Below are 16,176 nucleotides of genomic sequence, written 5' to 3' on the forward strand. Positions count from 1 at the left end.
AACGCAAGCCGCACAACCCCACTGTTGCTGTCCCGCACACCTGCGCTCCCACCGGTCAGTCCAGCGACCATGCCACGCTACAATGTGCCGTTTAGACCGCTTGCACGCCACGTGCTACCAGCCCCCGTTCATGACCCGAAAGCCGTCCCCGCGCGCCGTTCAGCCTGCAGTGCGCACTCATGAGCCGCGCCTTTCCACGCTGCCGCTTGCCCCCGAGTCGCTCGGTTTCGCGCTCGACTGTGCTGCGCAGGCAGTCGGCGCAGTGCGTCTTGGCGCCGCGTTGCCTGCCGCGCTCGGCACGGTCTTCGCGTCATTGCCTGAAGGCAGCGCGGCCGCATCGCATGGCGCGGTGCAGGACATCGCGTATCGCACGATGCGGCGCCTCGGGCTCGCCGAGTGGCTCGTAACGAAGCGGGTCCGCAAGCCGCCTCCTCCGCATGTCGCGCATCTACTCGCCTGTGCGTTTGCGCTGCTGATCGACGAAGAAGAATCGGCCGCCTACACGCCGTTCACCGTCGTCGACCAGGCGGTCAGCGCGATCGGCGCGCGCCGCGAGTTCGAATTTGCGAAGGGCCTCACCAACGCGGTATTGCGCACATTCCTGCGCGAGCGCAGCGCGTTACTGGCCGAATCGAAGAACGACGAAGTCGCGCGCTGGAACTATCCGAAGTGGTGGATCGATGCCGTGCGAAAGGCGTGGCCCGATACCTGGCAAGCCGTTCTCGAAGCCGGTAACACGCAAGGCCCGCTGACCTTGCGCGTGAATGTCCGCCGCTCGAACGTCGACGCTTATGTGCAAACGTTACACGACCATCAGATCGCCGCGACGCAGATCGGCCCGCAAGCCGTGCGTCTCGAGACGCCGATGCATGTCGACCGCATCCCCGGTTTTCGCGACGGCGTCGTCTCGGTGCAGGACGCTGGCGCGCAGCTCGCGGCGCAATCGCTCGGCGTCGCGAACGGCATGCGCGTGCTCGACGCATGCGCCGCGCCCGGCGGCAAAACCGGCCATCTGCTCGAACTCGCCGATATCGATCTCGTCGCGCTCGAAAGCGACCGGGCCCGCGCGCAACGCATCGGCGAAAACCTGCAGCGGCTGGGCCTCACCGCGGACGTCCGGATCGGCGACGCGGGCAACCCATCCGCCTGGCATGGCGCGGCCGAGCCGCTGTTCGATCGCATTCTCGCGGACGTGCCGTGTTCCGCGTCGGGCATCGTGCGCCGCCATCCGGACATCCGCTGGCTGCGCCGCGCGGCCGACATTGCCGCGCTTGTCGCCGAGCAGCGGCGCATTCTCGCCGCGCTGTGGCCGCTCGTGAAACCTGGCGGCGAATTGCTGTATGTCACGTGCTCGATCCTGCCGGATGAGGGTGAGTTGCAGGCACTGTGGTTTGGAAACAACCATCAGGATGCGGTACGATTGGACGCGCCGGGGCAACTGCTGCCCGCAGTCGCTCGCGCGCCCGCCGATACATCGGCCGGTTTTCGCGCCGGAGGGACCACCGGCTCGAACCCAGACCACGACGGATTCTTCTACGCGCGCTTCCAGAAACGGTGATCATCAAACGCCTATTTCCGCTACGGCTCGCGGTCGCGCTCTGGATGGCGCTGGCCCTTTGCCTGACCGCAGCCGGACCGGCGCGCGCCGATTCGATCGCGGTCCAGCGGGCGTCGCTGCAATCGGACAGCAATGGATGGAGCCTCGATGCGCGCTTCGAGTTCGACCTGAACAGCAACCTGGAGGACGCGGTCAATAAAGGGATTCCGCTTTACTTCACGACCGACTTCGAGCTGAGCCGTCCGCGCTGGTACTGGTTCGACGAGCAGCCGGTCAGCGTGTCGCAGAGCATTCGCCTGTCGTTCCAGCCGCTCACGCGCGAATACCGCGTATCGACAGGCGGCCTGCAACTCGGTTTCAGCTCGCTGAACGAGGCGCTGTCGGTGATCAAGCACGTGACCTCGTGGCACGTGATCGATCGCAATCAGGTTCACACCGGGGAGACGTACACCGCATCGGTGCGCATGCAGCTCGATATCGCACTGATGCCCAAGCCGTTCCAGATCGACGCGGTCAATAACCGCGACTGGAATCTTGCTTCCGACTGGAAGCGTTTTACCTTCACGGTGAGCGATCGTGCTAAATAAAGTGCGCCGCGCCACCAGTGTCAGCAGCATCGTCGTTCGTTTGCTGGTGTCGACGGTGGCGGTCACGGCCGTCCTGCTGCTCGTGCTGCTTGCAGCCGCGAGCGCGAATACCGAATTCTTCGACCGCTATTATCAGTGGCTCTACACGGCCAACATCGCGGTCGCGCTGATCTTCATGGGCATCGTGGCGGTGCTCGTCGTCGTGATCATCACGCGCTTGCGCAAGGGCAAGTTCGGCACACGGCTGCTCGCGAAGCTCGCGTTCTTCTTCGCGCTGGTCGGCGTCGTGCCGGGCGGCATTATCTACATCGTGTCGTATCAGTTCGTGTCGCGCAGTATCGAATCGTGGTTCGACGTCAATGTCGAGACCGCGCTGACGTCGGGCCTGAGTCTCGGCCGCGGCATGCTCGACGCGTCGTTATCCGATTTGCAGACGAAGGGCCGGCTGATGGCCGAGCAGCTCGCGAACGCGGATTCAGCCGGCACGACGCTCACGCTTTTGCGTCTGCGCGACCAGTTCGGCGTCCAGGAAGCGACCATCGTCGAGCCCGTGCGCAGCATGTCGGGCGCGTCGCCCGAGATGCACGTCGTGGCGCAGGCGACCGGCAATTACGCGTCGCTCGTGCCGAACGACCTGCCCACGCCGCTGATGATCGAGCAGGCGCGCGGCCGCGGTTTCGCGGCAATCGAAGGCGAAGTGGACGGCGATCCGCACGCGCTAGGCAGCAAGGGTGTGCTGCGTCTGCGCATCGTCCAGCGCATTCCGGACGCCAACGCCACGCAGCTGCAACCGGCCGACCGCTTCCTGCAACTCACGCAACCGGTGTCGGCGTCGCTCGCGCGCAATGCCGATGCCGTGCAGCGCGCGTACCGCGAGTATCAGGAGAAGGCGCTTGGCCGCACGGGCTTGCGCAAGATGTACATCGGCACGCTGACGCTCGCGCTGTTCCTCGCCACCTTCATCGCGATGATGCTCGCGCTCGCGCTCGGCAACCAGCTCGCGCGGCCGCTGTTTCTGCTTGCGCAGGGCACGAAGGAAGTGACCGAAGGCGACTACACCCCGAAGCGCGAAATCAAGTCGCGCGACGAACTGGGCTTTCTCACGCAGTCGTTCAACGCGATGACGCGGCAGCTTTCGGAAGCGCGTGCGGCGGTCGAGAACAATCGCATCGCGCTCGAGCATTCGAAGACGTATCTTGAGAGCATTCTCGCGAACCTCACGGCGGGCGTCTTCGTATTCGACCGGCAGTTCAGGCTCACCACCGCGAACCGCGGCGCCGAGCGTATCTTCCGTCAGCCGTTCGTGACGGCGCTCGGTTCGCCGCTCGAGCGGATCGCGGTATTGAGCGAGTTCGGCGCGATGATCCGCAAGGCGTTCGCGGATCGCGAGGCGGCAAGCAGCGACAACCAGCACGACGATGGCCACTGGCAGCAGCAGTTTTCGATGCAGGTGCCCGGCGAAGCCGACCCGCTCACTTTGCTCGTGCGGGGCGCGCGGCTGCTCTCGGCAAGCGCATTGGCCGAGGACGCGAACGACCTGCAGACGTCCGGCTATGTCGTCGTGTTCGACGACATCTCCGATGTGATCTCGGCGCAGCGCTCGATTGCATGGGGCGAAGTCGCACGGCGTCTCGCGCATGAGATCAAGAATCCGCTCACGCCGATCCAGCTTTCCGCCGAGCGTCTGCAGATGAAGCTGTCCGACAAGCTCTCACCGCACGATGCCGATGTGTTGAAACGCGGCGCGACGACCATCGTGAATCAGGTTGCGGCGATGAAGCAGATGGTCGACGATTTCCGCGACTATGCGCGCACGCCGCCTGCCGTGCTCGCCAATTTGCAGCTTAATGAACTCGTAAGCGAAGTGTTGACGCTGTACGGCATCGAGGAAGGCAAGAGCGCGATCGCCGTCGAGATGGGCGATTTGCCCGTGATCCGCGGCGATGCGACGCAACTTCGCCAGGTGATCCACAACCTGCTGCAGAATGCGCAGGACGCGGTCTCCGAAGCGCCGCATCCGCGGGTGGTGCTCGAGACGCGGACAGTAGAATATGGCGATCCCGATGCGGAAGGTAAAACACGCATCGCCGTGCGCCTCACTGTATCGGACAATGGACCCGGCTTTCCCGCGCGCATTCTCACACGCGCATTCGAACCTTATGTGACGACCAAAGCCAAAGGAACAGGGCTTGGGCTGGCGATGGTCAAGAAGATCGTCGACGAACACGGCGCGCGTATCGACATTCGCAACCGCCTCAAAGCGGGCGATGTGATCGAAGGCGCGCAGATCTCGATTCTCTTTCTTCAACTTGCAGACAACGCGGCGCCCGGCAGTGGAACCCATGCAGGACCGGCGACCGGATCGCAGACGGCGCGTAGCAATGCGTCGCAGGGAACGACAAAAGCAACAGTGCAGACAAGGGCAGCGTAAATGGCAACCATCCTGGTGGTAGATGATGAAATGGGCATCCGGGAATTGCTCTCGGAGATCCTCAGCGACGAAGGGCACGTTGTCGAAACGGCGGAGAACGCGCAGGACGCGCGCGAGTCCCGCTTACGAGCAGCACCTGACCTGGTGCTGCTCGACATCTGGATGCCCGACACCGATGGCGTCACCTTGCTGAAAGAGTGGGCCGCGCAAGGGCAACTGACCATGCCCGTCATCATGATGTCGGGCCACGCGACCATCGACACGGCTGTCGAAGCGACGAAGATCGGCGCGCTGAACTTCCTCGAAAAGCCGATTGCGCTGCAAAAGCTGCTGAAGGCCGTCGAACAGGGGCTCGCGCGCGGCAGCGCGGCGCCGGCGTCGGGCGGCGCAGCGGCGAAGCCCGCGTTGCCCGCGAATGCATCCGCGGTCGCGTCGGCGGCGGCATTGCCGATGCTTGCGGCCGATAACGTGAGCGGCGGCGCGGTGCCCGCGCAAACCACGTCGATTTCGTTCGATATTCCGCTGCGCGATGCGCGCGATGCATTCGAGCGCGCGTACTTCGAGTATCACCTCGCGCGCGAGAACGGCAGCATGACGCGTGTCGCGGAAAAGACCGGGCTCGAGCGCACGCACCTGTATCGCAAGCTCAAGCAACTCGGTGTCGATCTCGGCAAGAACAAGAGCGAATGATCGACGCTGCCGGCAAATTTCAGGAGGGGGCTTGAGGCGTACGGCATGCTTTGTTATACTCTCGCTTCTTCGTTGGCCCGGTAGCTCAGTTGGTAGAGCAGCGGATTGAAAATCCGCGTGTCGGTGGTTCGATTCCGCCCCAGGCCACCAGAATTCGGCCCCAGGACATCGCAAGATTCCTGGGGCTTGTTCTATCTGCCCTTCTGTTGTTTGATGCGGCTGAGCGTAACGCGGTCATGCTCGTCGTCGAACGGAGCGACCCGGGGGCGCCGTCGGCAGTGCACGGTGCCCCGTGATAAAATTTCAAATATTCAAGGACTTGCACTGTCCGGTCGCAAGTCCTTTTTTGTTTGGTGCGCCTTGTTTGGTGCGCCGATCATCGGGCGAATGTCGGCATCAATATCGGCATGAATATCGGCATCAGGCAGACCCGCGTCACGCAGCGACGCACGTGCCTATACTGCTTGAGCCAGCTGCTTGAGCCAGCGTCCCTTGCCGGCGCGAATACGTCCGAAATTGATCCGAAGTTGATCATTTGAGTCCTCACGGAGTAACACGGTGTCCCGTCAACACGCGAAGCGCAGCGCGCTGGTGCTGTTTTCCGGCGGCCAGGATTCGGCCACGTGCCTTGCCTGGGCGCTCGATCGCTACGACACGGTCGAAACGCTCGGCTTCGATTACGGGCAGCGGCACCGCGTCGAACTCGAATGCCGCGCCGGCTTTCGCACGGCGATTGCCAGCGCATTTCCCGAGTGGGGCATGCGCCTCGCCGACGATCACACGGTCGATCTGTCGGTGCTCGGCGCGATCAGCGACACCGCGATGACGCGCGACATCGAAATCGAAACGGCCGCGAGCGGATTGCCGAATACGTTCGTGCCGGGCCGCAACCTGATGTTCATGACGATCGCCGCGGCGATCGCATATCGGCGCGGTTTGCAGGTGCTCGTGGGCGGCATGTGCGAGACGGATTTCTCGGGCTACCCCGATTGCCGCGACGATACGATAAAGGCGCTGCAGGTCGCGTTGAATCTGGGCATGGACAGCCGCTTCGCCGTCGAGACGCCGTTGATGTGGCTCGATAAGGCCGATACGTGGCGTCTTGCGCATGAACTCGGCGGCGATGCGCTCGTCGAGCTGATTCGCGTCGAGACGCATACGTGCTATGTCGGCGAGCGCGCGGAACTGCACGACTGGGGCTTCGGTTGCGGCGAGTGCCCCGCATGCCGCTTGCGCAAGCGGGGATACGAGGCGTATCTCGCGGGCGAGCAGGTCAGCGAGCCGGTGTGAGCGAGACGTCGACGGCAACCTTCATTACAGCGCATCAGGCAGAACCAGCATGACGTACGCGGTCAAGGAAATCTTCTACACGTTGCAGGGCGAGGGCGCGAATGCCGGACGCCCGGCCGTGTTCTGCCGGTTTGCCGGCTGCAACCTCTGGTCCGGCCGTGAAGAAGACCGCGCCGATGCGGTCTGCCGTTTCTGCGACACCGACTTCGTCGGCACCGATGGCGAAAACGGCGGCAAGTACCCCAGCGCCGGCGAACTCGTCGCGACGATCGCGTCGTTGTGGCCCGCGGACGAAGGCCGGCGCTTCGTCGTCTGCACGGGTGGCGAGCCGATGCTGCAGATCGATCAACCGTTCGTCGATGCGTTGCACGCGGCCGGCTTCGAAATCGCGATCGAGACGAACGGCTCGCTGCCGGTGCTCGACACCATCGACTGGATCTGCGTAAGCCCGAAGGCCGACGCGCCGCTCGTCGTGACGAAGGGCAATGAGCTCAAGGTGGTGATCCCGCAGGATAATCAGCGTCTGTCCGAGTACGAGAAGCTCGACTTCGACTACTTCCTCGTGCAGCCGATGGACGGCCCGTCGCGCGATATCAATACCAAGCTCGCCATCGACTGGTGCAAGCGCCATCCGCGCTGGCGTCTGTCGATGCAAACCCATAAGTACCTGAACATCCCCTGATCGCCGTGCTGACCATTACCCGAAAACTCGAATTCGACGCGGGCCACCGCATTCCCGACCACCGCAGCCAGTGCCGCAATCTGCATGGGCATCGCTATGTGCTCGAGATCACGCTGCACGGCGATCTGGTCGAAACGGAAGGCGCGCCGGATCGCGGCATGGTGATGGACTTCGCCGACGTGAAGTCGCTCGCGATGGAGCATCTCGTCGAAAAGTGGGACCACGCGTTTATCGTCTACGAAGGCGATACGCAGGTGCGCCGCTTTCTCGATTCGATGCCGGGCCACAAGACGGTCGTGCTCGACCGCATTCCGACCGTCGAAAATCTCGCGGCGGTTGCGTTCGGCATACTCGCGAACGTCTACGACGCGCACTACGGCGTGAACCTGCGGCTGCAGCGCGTGCGTCTGTACGAGACGCCGAATTGCTGGGCCGATTTCGTGCGCGAATAGCGTGCGCTTGGTAGCCGATACAAGCGTTATTGTCACGGTATGATCGTGCCGGCGCGTGCTGACGCGCGCCAATCACGCGCACCGTTTTGTGTGCCCTCATTGCGTGCCCTCATTGCGTGCCATCACGTTGCAGTAGCCACCGGAGCGAGACCATGCCGGCCACCACAACGCCCACTGTCGCAGTGTCCGCAACACCCTTCGTCGCGCAGCAGACGCTGCGCGGTACACGCCGCTCGCGCCATTCGTGCGCCGGTTCCCGGCCATCTTGCGGCGCAACGTGCCGCGCGGAGGCGCGCTGATGAGCACGTTCACGAATCCGCTCAAGCTGCGCCTCAAAGACCCCGATCCGCTGTATGGCCTGTGGCTGTCGCTAGGCAGCGCGAGCGCGGCCGAAGCGCTCGCGCATGCGGGCTTCGATTGGCTGCTGATCGACATGGAGCATTCGCCGAACGATAGCGTCGACGTCACCGAGCAGCTGCGCGCGATCGCTGCCGCGCACCTGCCGAGCGAGCCGGTCGTGCGCGTGCCGGCGGCCGAGCCGTGGATCGTCAAGCGCGTGCTCGATGCGGGCGCGCGTACGCTGATGTTCCCGAATATCGAATCCGCCGAAGAGGCCGCGTATGCGGTGCGGCTCACGCAATACCCGACCGCGGAATCGTCCGAAGGGTTGCGCGGCGTGGCGGGCGCGGTGCGCGCGGCCGCGTACGGCATGCGCCGCGATTATCTGCAGAATGCAAACGCGCAGATCGCGACGATCGTGCAGATCGAATCGGCGCGCGCGCTGGCGCAGGTCGAACAGATTGCGGCGGTGCCGGGCATCGATTGCCTGTTTGTCGGGCCGGCCGATCTGGCGGCGAGCCTCGGACACCTCGGCGATCCGAAGCATCCGGAAGTACAGGAAGCAATGGCACATATCGTGCAAGTTGCGAAGAATGCGCACATCGCCGCAGGCATCTTCGCGATGGACGTCGTGAATGCGCGGCAGTCTCGCGAGGCGGGTTTCCGCTTTATCTCGCTCGCCGCGGACGTGATGTGGCTGTTGCGTGTGACGCGGCAGTCGTTGCAGGAGGTCAGGTCATGAAGAAGATTTCGCTGCACTGCGCGCGCGCCGGTGCCTTGTTTGCGCTGACAGCGTCAGTCGCGTTAATCGTGGCCACGGGCCTCACGGCACCCGACGCACACGCGGCCGATGCCCAGGCGTTCGACCCGAAGCCCGCGGACGTGGAAACGCAAACCGCGGTCGCCGACTACAACGCCGGCAATCTGACCTCGGCGCTTACTGAATTCCGCAAGGCCGCGCAGCGCGGCAACCGGCTCGCGGAATTCAACTACGCGATGATGCTGCTGAACGGCGAGGGCGGCCCGCCCAACGTCGACGAAGGGAAGAAATGGCTGCGCAAGGCCGCGGACGCGAACATGTCGCATGCGCAGTACGTGTACGGCAAGATGTACGACGATGGCGAATTCGTGGGCCGCGATCCGGCGGAAGCGCACCAGTGGTTTATGAAGGCCGCGAAGCAAGGGCATGTCCAGGCGGAGCTCGCGCTGGCGAATCAGTTTCTCGACGGCCGCGGCACGACGCGCGATAACCAGCAGGCGTTCGTCTGGTACAAGAAGGCGGCCGAAGGCGGCGACATGACCGCGCAGTATGTGACGGGCTCGTTCTATGAGCGCGGCGGCGATGGCGTCAAGCAGAATCTGAACGTGGCGCGCGCGTACTACGCGGCTGCGGCGGCGCAAGGCGATCCGGCGGCGCGGCTCAAGTATCAGCAATTGAGCACGCAGTTGCGCGAGTCCCATGAGGCGAAGCCGCAATAGCGCCGCAATAAAGCCGCAATGAGCGTCGTACGCGCCTAGCTTTGCATCAAGCGCTTCTGCCGCGACACGCTCATGATGAGCCCGATCGCGACGCCGAGGGTGGTCAGCGCGGTGCCGCCATAACTCATGAACGGCAACGGCACGCCGACCACCGGCAGAATCCCGCTCACCATGCCGATGTTGACGAATGCGTACGTAAAGAACGCCATCGTCAGCGAGCCGGCCAGCAGGCGTCCGAAAAGCGTCGCGCCGTTCGCCGCGATAAAGAGCCCGCGCGCGATCAGCGCCATATAGAGCGTGAGCAGCACGAGCCCACCCGCGAGGCCGAATTCTTCGGCGAACACCGCGAAGATGAAGTCGGTGTGTTTTTCCGGAATGAACTCGAGGTGCGCCTGCGTGCCCTTCAGCCAGCCTTTGCCGAGCGGCCCGCCCGAGCCGATCGCGATCACCGCCTGAATGGTGTGGAAGCCCTTGCCGAGCGGGTCGGACGTCGGGTCGAGCAGCGTGCAGATGCGGTGCTTCTGATAGTCGTGCATCAGCGGCCACTGCACTTCGGGCTGGCAGATCTTGTCCTGAAACGTCGCGATCGATGCCACCGCGATCACGCCCGCGATCAGCACCGGCACGATCAGCTTGAAGCTCAAGCCCGCGAAATAGATCACGAAAAGACCCGACGCGAACACGAGCACGGCCGTGCCGAGGTCCGGCTGCTTCGCGATCAGCCCAACCGGTATCGCGAGAATCACGAGCCCGACGAGGTAGTCGTACCAGCGCATCACGCCTTCGCGCCGCTGGTAGTACCACGCGAGCATCAGCGGCGTCGCGATCTTCAGAATCTCGGACGGCTGGATCACGACGCCGACATTGATCCAGCGTTTTGCGCCCTTGCGCGTGAGCCCGAATAGCGCGACCGCGATCAGTAATGCGACGCCGAAGGTATAGGCCGGCACCGCGAAGCGCATCAGCGTATTCGGCGGCACGTTCGCGAGAATCCACATCAGCACGAACGTCAGCATGATGTTGCGCAGTTGATCCTCGACGCGTCCGGGCACGTCGAGGCTCGCGCTGTACAGCGTGACGATGCCGACGCACAGCAGCAGAAACACGATGAGCGCGAGCGGCTTGTCGAAGCCCGCGAACATCTTCTTGATGCGATCGAGCCAGGCGCGCTTGTCGAATTGCATGCCTCTCTCCTTTATTCGTCGATGCCGCCGGTGGCGGGCGCGGGAGGCGGCGCGTGCGACGCGCCTTCTTCACGCGACGGCGCCACGGCGACCGGTGCGGCGTCGCTGGCCGGACGCCGCGGATGCGGACCGGAGGGATGCTGGGTTCTGACCGGGGCGGAGGCCGCGGCAGCAGCGCGTGCACCCGAAGCGCCGGCCGGCGCCGCTGCCGACGCACCCGCAACCCCGCTTGCGGCCTGTAAATCCGACGCTGCTTCGGGCGCGGCAGCCGGCTTCGCCGCGCCGGGCGGCGGCGGCAACGGCGTATAGCCGGCCGCGATGGTCACCGGCTGCACGGCGTCCGGCGTACTCACGCCAACAGGAGCCGACGCGGCTGCCGACGTCGCTGCCGGCGCCGACGCCGGCACATCGCCGATCGACGGCTCGGACGCCCCTTCGGTCGCCGATGCCGCCGCGCTCACCGCGGCTTCCTGGACACCGGGCTTCAGCCGGTCGATCAGATAGTAGTCGAGCACGCGTTTCGCGATCGGGCCGGCCGCCTGCGCGCCCCAGCCGCCGTTTTCGACGATCAGCGCGACCGCGATCTTCGGATTCTCGGCCGGTGCAAACGCGATAAAGAGCGCGTGGTCGCGCAGTTTTTCGGCAAGCGCATGGCCGTGGTACTTCTGCCCCTGCAGCGAAAACACCTGCGCGGTACCCGTCTTGCCCGCGACGAGATACGTCGAGTTACGGAAAATCTGATACGCGGTGCCCGACGGATTCGACGTGACGTTTTCCATCCCGCGCTTGACCACGTCGATATCGGTCTGCGAGACATTGATGCGCCCTTCGTCGCGCGGCACCGTGAGGCGCGTCTGGTGCGAGATCGGGTTTTCGATTTCCTTCACGAGGTGCGGCTTCATCAGCACGCCGTTGTTCGCGAGCGTCGCGGTCGCGTGCGCGAGCTGCAGGATCGTGAACGAGTTGTAGCCCTGGCCGATGCCGAGGCTGATCGTCTCGCCCTCGTACCATTTCTGCTGCTCGGGCTTGCGATACGCCTTGCGCTTCCAGTCGGTCGACGGCAGGATGCCGCGCGCCTCGCCGGCGATGTCGATGCCGGTGATCTGGCCGAAGCCCCACGGCTTCATGAAGTTCGCGATCGCGTTGACGCCGAGATCGTGCGCAAGCATATAGAAGTAGGTGTCGTTCGACACCATGATCGCGCGGTTCATGTCGATCCAGCCCTGACCCTGCGGCACGTCGTTGCGGAACGTGTGGCCGCCGAACGTGTACGAGCCCGGATCCTGGAAGCCCCATTGCGGCGTGCGCTTGTGCAGCGTCAGCGCGGCGAGCGCCATGAACGGCTTGTAGGTCGAGCCCGGCGGATACGTGCCGTGCAGCGGACGGTTCAGGAGCGGGTGATCGGGCGAATTGTTGAGCTCGTCCCACGTCTGCTGGTCGATGCCGTCGACGAACGAATTCGGGTCGAAGCTCGGCGCGGAAACGAACGCGAGCACGTCGCCGGTCGACGGTTCGATGGCGACGAGCGCGCCGCGCCTGCCCGCGAACGCCTGCTCGGCGACTTGCTGCAAGCCGATATCGATCGACAGCACAAGATTGTTGCCGGGCGTCGCCTGGGTGCGCGACAGCGTGCGCACAGGGCGGCCGCCCGCCGTCACTTCGACTTCCTCGAAGCCGGTCAGCCCGTGCAACTCGGTTTCGTAGCTCTGTTCGACGCCGATCTTGCCGATATAGTCGGTGCCCTTGTAGTTGTTTGCGTCGAGGCGCGGATCGTAGTGATCGGGGTCGCTGTTGTTCTGGTCGGAGATATCGTCGAGCCGTTCCTGGTCGCGCTGCGAAATCCGGCCGATATAGCCGATCACGTGCGCGGCAGTCGGCCCGAGCGGATATTGGCGGAACAGCCGCGCGCGCACTTCGACGCCGGGAAAGCGGAAGCGCTGCGCGGTAAAGCGCGCGACTTCGTCGTCGGTCAGGCGCGTGCGGATCGGCAGGCTTTCGAAGTTCTTCGAGTCTTCCTGCAGCTTCTTGAAGCGGCGCCGGTCGCGCGCATCGATCGTAATCACCGTCGACAGTTTGTCGATGACGTTTTCGAGCGTGTCGTTGAGCTTCGACGGCGTGATTTCGAGCGTGTACGCCGAGTAGTTCTTGGCGAGCACGACGCCGTTGCGATCGGTGATGATGCCGCGGTTCGGCACGATCGGCGCCACCGAGATGCGGTTTTCGTCCGCTTGCAGCGAATACTTGCTGTAGTGCCACACCTGCAGGAACAGGAAGCGGAACGCGATCAGCCCGAAGCAGACGAACACGAACAGCCCCGCCGCGGCGACGCGCAAACGGAATCGGTTCAGTTGCTGCTGGGTGTCTTTGAATTCGGTCATGCGGTTGTGCGTCGGCCCTGTTTCATGCCCGCGGCCTCGACGTCAGATAGGCCGGGTGTCGTCCGGATCGGCCGGACGGCGCTGCGGCATCAGCAGCAGCACGCTCGCAAGCGGCCACAGCGCGGCTTCGACGAAACCGTCGATCAGATAGCCCCAGCCGGGGAAGGCCGCGCCGGTCAGCAAGCGGATCACGAACGGCACGACCTGCGCGACCACCAGCAACGGCATGACCGCGAAGATCTGCACGGGCAGCGTCATCCACAGCACGCGGCGGTGGATCGTGATCGCGCCGTACGACAGCAGCGTATAAGCGAGCGCGTGTTCGCCGAGCAGGCTCGCGTTGTGCACGTCCATCAGCAGGCCGAGCATGAACGCGATGCCCATGCCGACCTTGCGCGGCTGATGGACGTTCCAGAACAGCAGCACGAGCGCGACAAAGTCGGGCACGCCCGCGAGACGCCCCCACGGCATCATGTTCAGCAGGAACGCGGCCGCGAGGCTGAACGCGATGAAATACGGGTTGACCGGCTGCAGGATGTATTGCGGACGGTTCACTGTCGGGTCCCCTGGGCCGCCGCTTGCGGCTTGGCGGTCGATTTCGTCGCCGGCCTGGCGGTGGGCTCGGCAGCCGGTTTCTTTTCGGTTGACGACGCCTGCTTCGAGGCCGCCGCGTTCGCGGTGGCTGCGGCCGCCGGTGCTGAAGCCGGCGGCTTCGCCGCCGCCGCGCCGGTCGCATTGCGGTCGTCCGCTTTCGCGCCGCCCTTGTCCTTCTCGGAAGCAGCCGCTTTATCCGCCGCCTTCGCGCCCTTCTTCTTCGCGTCTTTCGCCGCGCTGGCCGCGTCGGGCTCGTCGGCGGGCCGCGGCGGCACTTCGTTCTGATAGTGCAGCACGAGCAGTTGCCGCGCGCCGCGCACCTGGGCGATCGGCAGGCAGACGACGTGCGCGAACGCGGTATCGGCCTGCTTGTCGACGCGCACGACCTTCGCAACCGGCAGGCCCGGCGGATAGACGCCGTCGAGCCCGCTCGTCACGAGTTCGTCGCCCGCGAGCACATCGGCGCTGATCGGCACGAAGCGCAAGTCGAGCGTGTCGCCCTTCGGCGTGCCGTAGATCACGCTGCGCAAGCCGGTTCGCACGATCTGCACGGGCACGGCCTGGTCTTTATCGGTGAGCAGCGTGACTTCCGCCTGCATCGGGAACACGCGCGTGACCTGACCGACCACGCCGTCTTCGTTGACGACCGGCGAACCGTCCTGAATGTCTTGCTGCGAACCGCGCCCGATCACCACCTTTTGCGTGAACGGATCGCGCGTGTCGTACTGGATTTCGGCGGGCGTCGACTGAATGGTCGAGCGTTGCGACAACTGCAGCAGCGCGCGCAGATGCGCGTTTTCGGCCGCAAGCTGCGCGGATTCGTTCGCCTGTTGCGAAAGCCGCAAGTTGCGTGCGCGCAATTGCGCGTTGTCGGTGCGCAACGTGGCGCTCGTCACGGCGAGATCGGCCGCGCCCATAAAGATGTCGCGCGGCACGAGGGCGGCGCGCTGCAGCGGATAAAGCCCCGCGCCGAGCACGCCGCGAACGATTTCAAGCGTCCTGAAGCGCGCGTCGGAGATCAGCAGTGCAAGCGCGAGCACGACGAAAATGATCAGCCGTGCAAGTGCCGACGGGCCTTGCTTGAATAGGGGCGGCGGACTGTATTCCATGGTCGGCGCCGTGGACGTGAGCGGTTAGATGAAACTTTGACGCCCGACAGGGCGCGCGGTGCGGCCAAAAAAGCCGCACACCCAGCGCGCGGCGGCTGGAGAAGCCAGCCGTACGATCCGCGCCACTGACATGGAGACCCGCTTACTCGTAGGAGAAGATGCTGCCGAGCTTGTCCATGCGCTCGAGCGCCATGCCCGACCCGCGCACGACGCACGTGAGCGGGTCTTCGGCGACGAGCACCGGCAGTCCGGTTTCTTCCGCGAGCAGGCGGTCGAGGTCGCGCAGCAACGCGCCGCCGCCCGTGAGCATCATGCCGCGTTCGGCGATATCGGCGCCGAGTTCCGGCGGCGTTTGCTCGAGCGCGATTTTTACCGACGACACGATCTGGTTCAGCGGATCGGTCAGCGCTTCGAGGATTTCGTTGCTCGAGATCGTGAAGCTGCGCGGGATGCCCTCCGACAGGTTCCGGCCCTTCACTTCCATTTCCTTGACTTCGGAGCCCGGGAACGCGGAGCCGATTTCCTTCTTGATGGCTTCGGCGGTTTGCTCGCCGATCAACATGCCGTAGTTGCGGCGGATGTAGTTGACGATCGCCTCATCGAACTTGTCGCCGCCGACGCGCACCGAGCCTTTATAAACGATGCCGCCCAGCGAGATCACGCCGACTTCCGTCGTGCCGCCGCCGATATCGACGACCATCGAACCCGTTGCTTCCGACACCGGCAGGCCCGCGCCGATGGCCGCTGCCATCGGTTCTTCGATCAGGTACACCTGCGATGCGCCGGCGCCGTGCGCGGCTTCCTTGATCGCACGGCGTTCGACCTGCGTCGAACCGCACGGCACGCAGATGATGATGCGCGGCGACGGCGAGAACATGCGCGATTCGTGTGCAGTCTTGATGAACTGCTTGATCATCTGCTCGGTGACGGTGAAGTCGGCGATCACGCCGTCCTTCATCGGGCGGATCGCTTCGATGTTGCCCGGCACCTTGCCGAGCATCTGCTTTGCTTCGCGGCCGACGGCCTGGATGGTTTTCTTGCCGTTCGGACCGCCTTCCTGGCGGATCGAGACAACGGAGGGTTCGTCGAGAACGATGCCTTTGCCACGCATGTAGATCAGCGTGTTGGCGGTGCCGAGGTCAATGGCCAGGTCGTTGGAGAAATAGCTGCGCAAAAAACCAAACATTCAAAATCCTGTCTCGCTTGGGGCCGGGCCTCGCACCGTACGCGGGAGGGCGGCAGCGGAAAAATTAACGGCTTCACATTCGGGGTGACACGACCGGGCTTCGCGTTGACGCCGACAGACGCAGTGCGTCGACGTACGGAAACCACTGGAAATCACGCGGAAAACTGAAGCTGCTGGGGAATCTACTGTGCAACGAACCCGTCACTGCCGGAGACTT

Annotated in this window: 14 protein-coding genes and 1 tRNA gene; 10 read left to right on the plus strand and 5 right to left on the minus strand. The window is 64.4% G+C overall.

The window, feature by feature from the left end:
* Positions 1–130: 130 nt before the first annotated feature.
* The 10 genes from rsmB (at position 131) to ACYPXD_RS30245 (ending at position 9,508) form a co-directional block, all read left to right on the plus strand.
* Positions 131–1,558, plus strand: a complete 1,428-nt coding sequence (rsmB, locus tag ACYPXD_RS30200) for a 16S rRNA (cytosine(967)-C(5))-methyltransferase RsmB (protein ID WP_459720503.1) — start codon at positions 131–133, stop codon at positions 1,556–1,558.
* Positions 1,555–2,145 carry a DUF4390 domain-containing protein gene (locus ACYPXD_RS30205; RefSeq protein WP_219798337.1) on the plus strand — a complete coding sequence of 197 codons (591 nt, stop codon included), beginning with the start codon at positions 1,555–1,557 and terminating at the stop codon, positions 2,143–2,145. Before rsmB ends, ACYPXD_RS30205 begins: the two co-directional genes overlap by 4 nt.
* A complete protein-coding gene (locus ACYPXD_RS30210; protein ID WP_459720507.1) occupies positions 2,135–4,576 on the plus strand; it encodes a sensor histidine kinase in 2,442 nt (813 codons plus the stop codon). Before ACYPXD_RS30205 ends, ACYPXD_RS30210 begins: the two co-directional genes overlap by 11 nt.
* On the plus strand, positions 4,577–5,266 hold the full coding sequence (gene esaR / locus ACYPXD_RS30215) for a response regulator transcription factor EsaR (protein WP_459720510.1): 690 nt from the start codon (positions 4,577–4,579) through the stop codon (positions 5,264–5,266).
* A 74-nt stretch (positions 5,267–5,340) separates the two neighbouring features.
* Positions 5,341–5,416: transfer RNA gene (locus ACYPXD_RS30220), tRNA-Phe, on the plus strand.
* 408 nt (positions 5,417–5,824) lie between these two features.
* Entirely contained in the window at positions 5,825–6,556 is a 732-nt protein-coding gene (queC, locus tag ACYPXD_RS30225) for a 7-cyano-7-deazaguanine synthase QueC (RefSeq protein ID WP_459720515.1), read from the plus strand.
* 49 nt (positions 6,557–6,605) lie between these two features.
* Positions 6,606–7,238 (plus strand): 7-carboxy-7-deazaguanine synthase, encoded by a 633-nt coding sequence (gene queE, locus ACYPXD_RS30230; protein ID WP_459720520.1) that lies wholly within the window; start codon positions 6,606–6,608, stop codon positions 7,236–7,238.
* A gap of 8 nt (positions 7,239–7,246) precedes the next feature.
* Positions 7,247–7,690, plus strand: a complete 444-nt coding sequence (queD, locus tag ACYPXD_RS30235) for a 6-carboxytetrahydropterin synthase QueD (protein WP_459720940.1) — start codon at positions 7,247–7,249, stop codon at positions 7,688–7,690.
* 298 nt (positions 7,691–7,988) lie between these two features.
* Positions 7,989–8,771 (plus strand): HpcH/HpaI aldolase family protein, encoded by a 783-nt coding sequence (locus ACYPXD_RS30240; RefSeq protein ID WP_459720523.1) that lies wholly within the window; start codon positions 7,989–7,991, stop codon positions 8,769–8,771.
* Entirely contained in the window at positions 8,768–9,508 is a 741-nt protein-coding gene (locus ACYPXD_RS30245; RefSeq protein WP_459720526.1) for a tetratricopeptide repeat protein, read from the plus strand. Before ACYPXD_RS30240 ends, ACYPXD_RS30245 begins: the two co-directional genes overlap by 4 nt.
* 35 nt (positions 9,509–9,543) lie before the next feature.
* Here the strand turns inward: ACYPXD_RS30245 and rodA are convergent, their stop codons facing one another.
* The 5 genes from rodA to ACYPXD_RS30270 all read right to left on the minus strand — a co-directional run bounded on the left by rodA (position 9,544) and on the right by ACYPXD_RS30270 (position 15,959).
* Complete coding sequence (gene rodA, locus ACYPXD_RS30250; protein WP_459720529.1) at positions 9,544–10,692, minus strand: rod shape-determining protein RodA; 1,149 nt, start codon at positions 10,690–10,692, stop codon at positions 9,544–9,546.
* Positions 10,693–10,703: 11 nt separating this feature from the next.
* Complete coding sequence (gene mrdA / locus ACYPXD_RS30255; RefSeq protein WP_459720532.1) at positions 10,704–13,070, minus strand: penicillin-binding protein 2; 2,367 nt, start codon at positions 13,068–13,070, stop codon at positions 10,704–10,706.
* 42 nt (positions 13,071–13,112) lie between these two features.
* Entirely contained in the window at positions 13,113–13,625 is a 513-nt protein-coding gene (mreD, locus tag ACYPXD_RS30260; protein WP_219798327.1) for a rod shape-determining protein MreD, read from the minus strand.
* Entirely contained in the window at positions 13,622–14,773 is a 1,152-nt protein-coding gene (mreC, locus tag ACYPXD_RS30265) for a rod shape-determining protein MreC (RefSeq protein WP_459720535.1), read from the minus strand. The genes mreD and mreC overlap by 4 nt, the downstream gene beginning before the upstream one ends.
* Before the next feature lie 142 nt (positions 14,774–14,915).
* Positions 14,916–15,959 (minus strand): rod shape-determining protein, encoded by a 1,044-nt coding sequence (locus ACYPXD_RS30270; RefSeq protein WP_017772379.1) that lies wholly within the window; start codon positions 15,957–15,959, stop codon positions 14,916–14,918.
* Between the last annotated feature and the right edge of the window lie 217 nt (positions 15,960–16,176).

It is taken from the genome of Paraburkholderia sp. 2C (assembly GCF_054589215.1).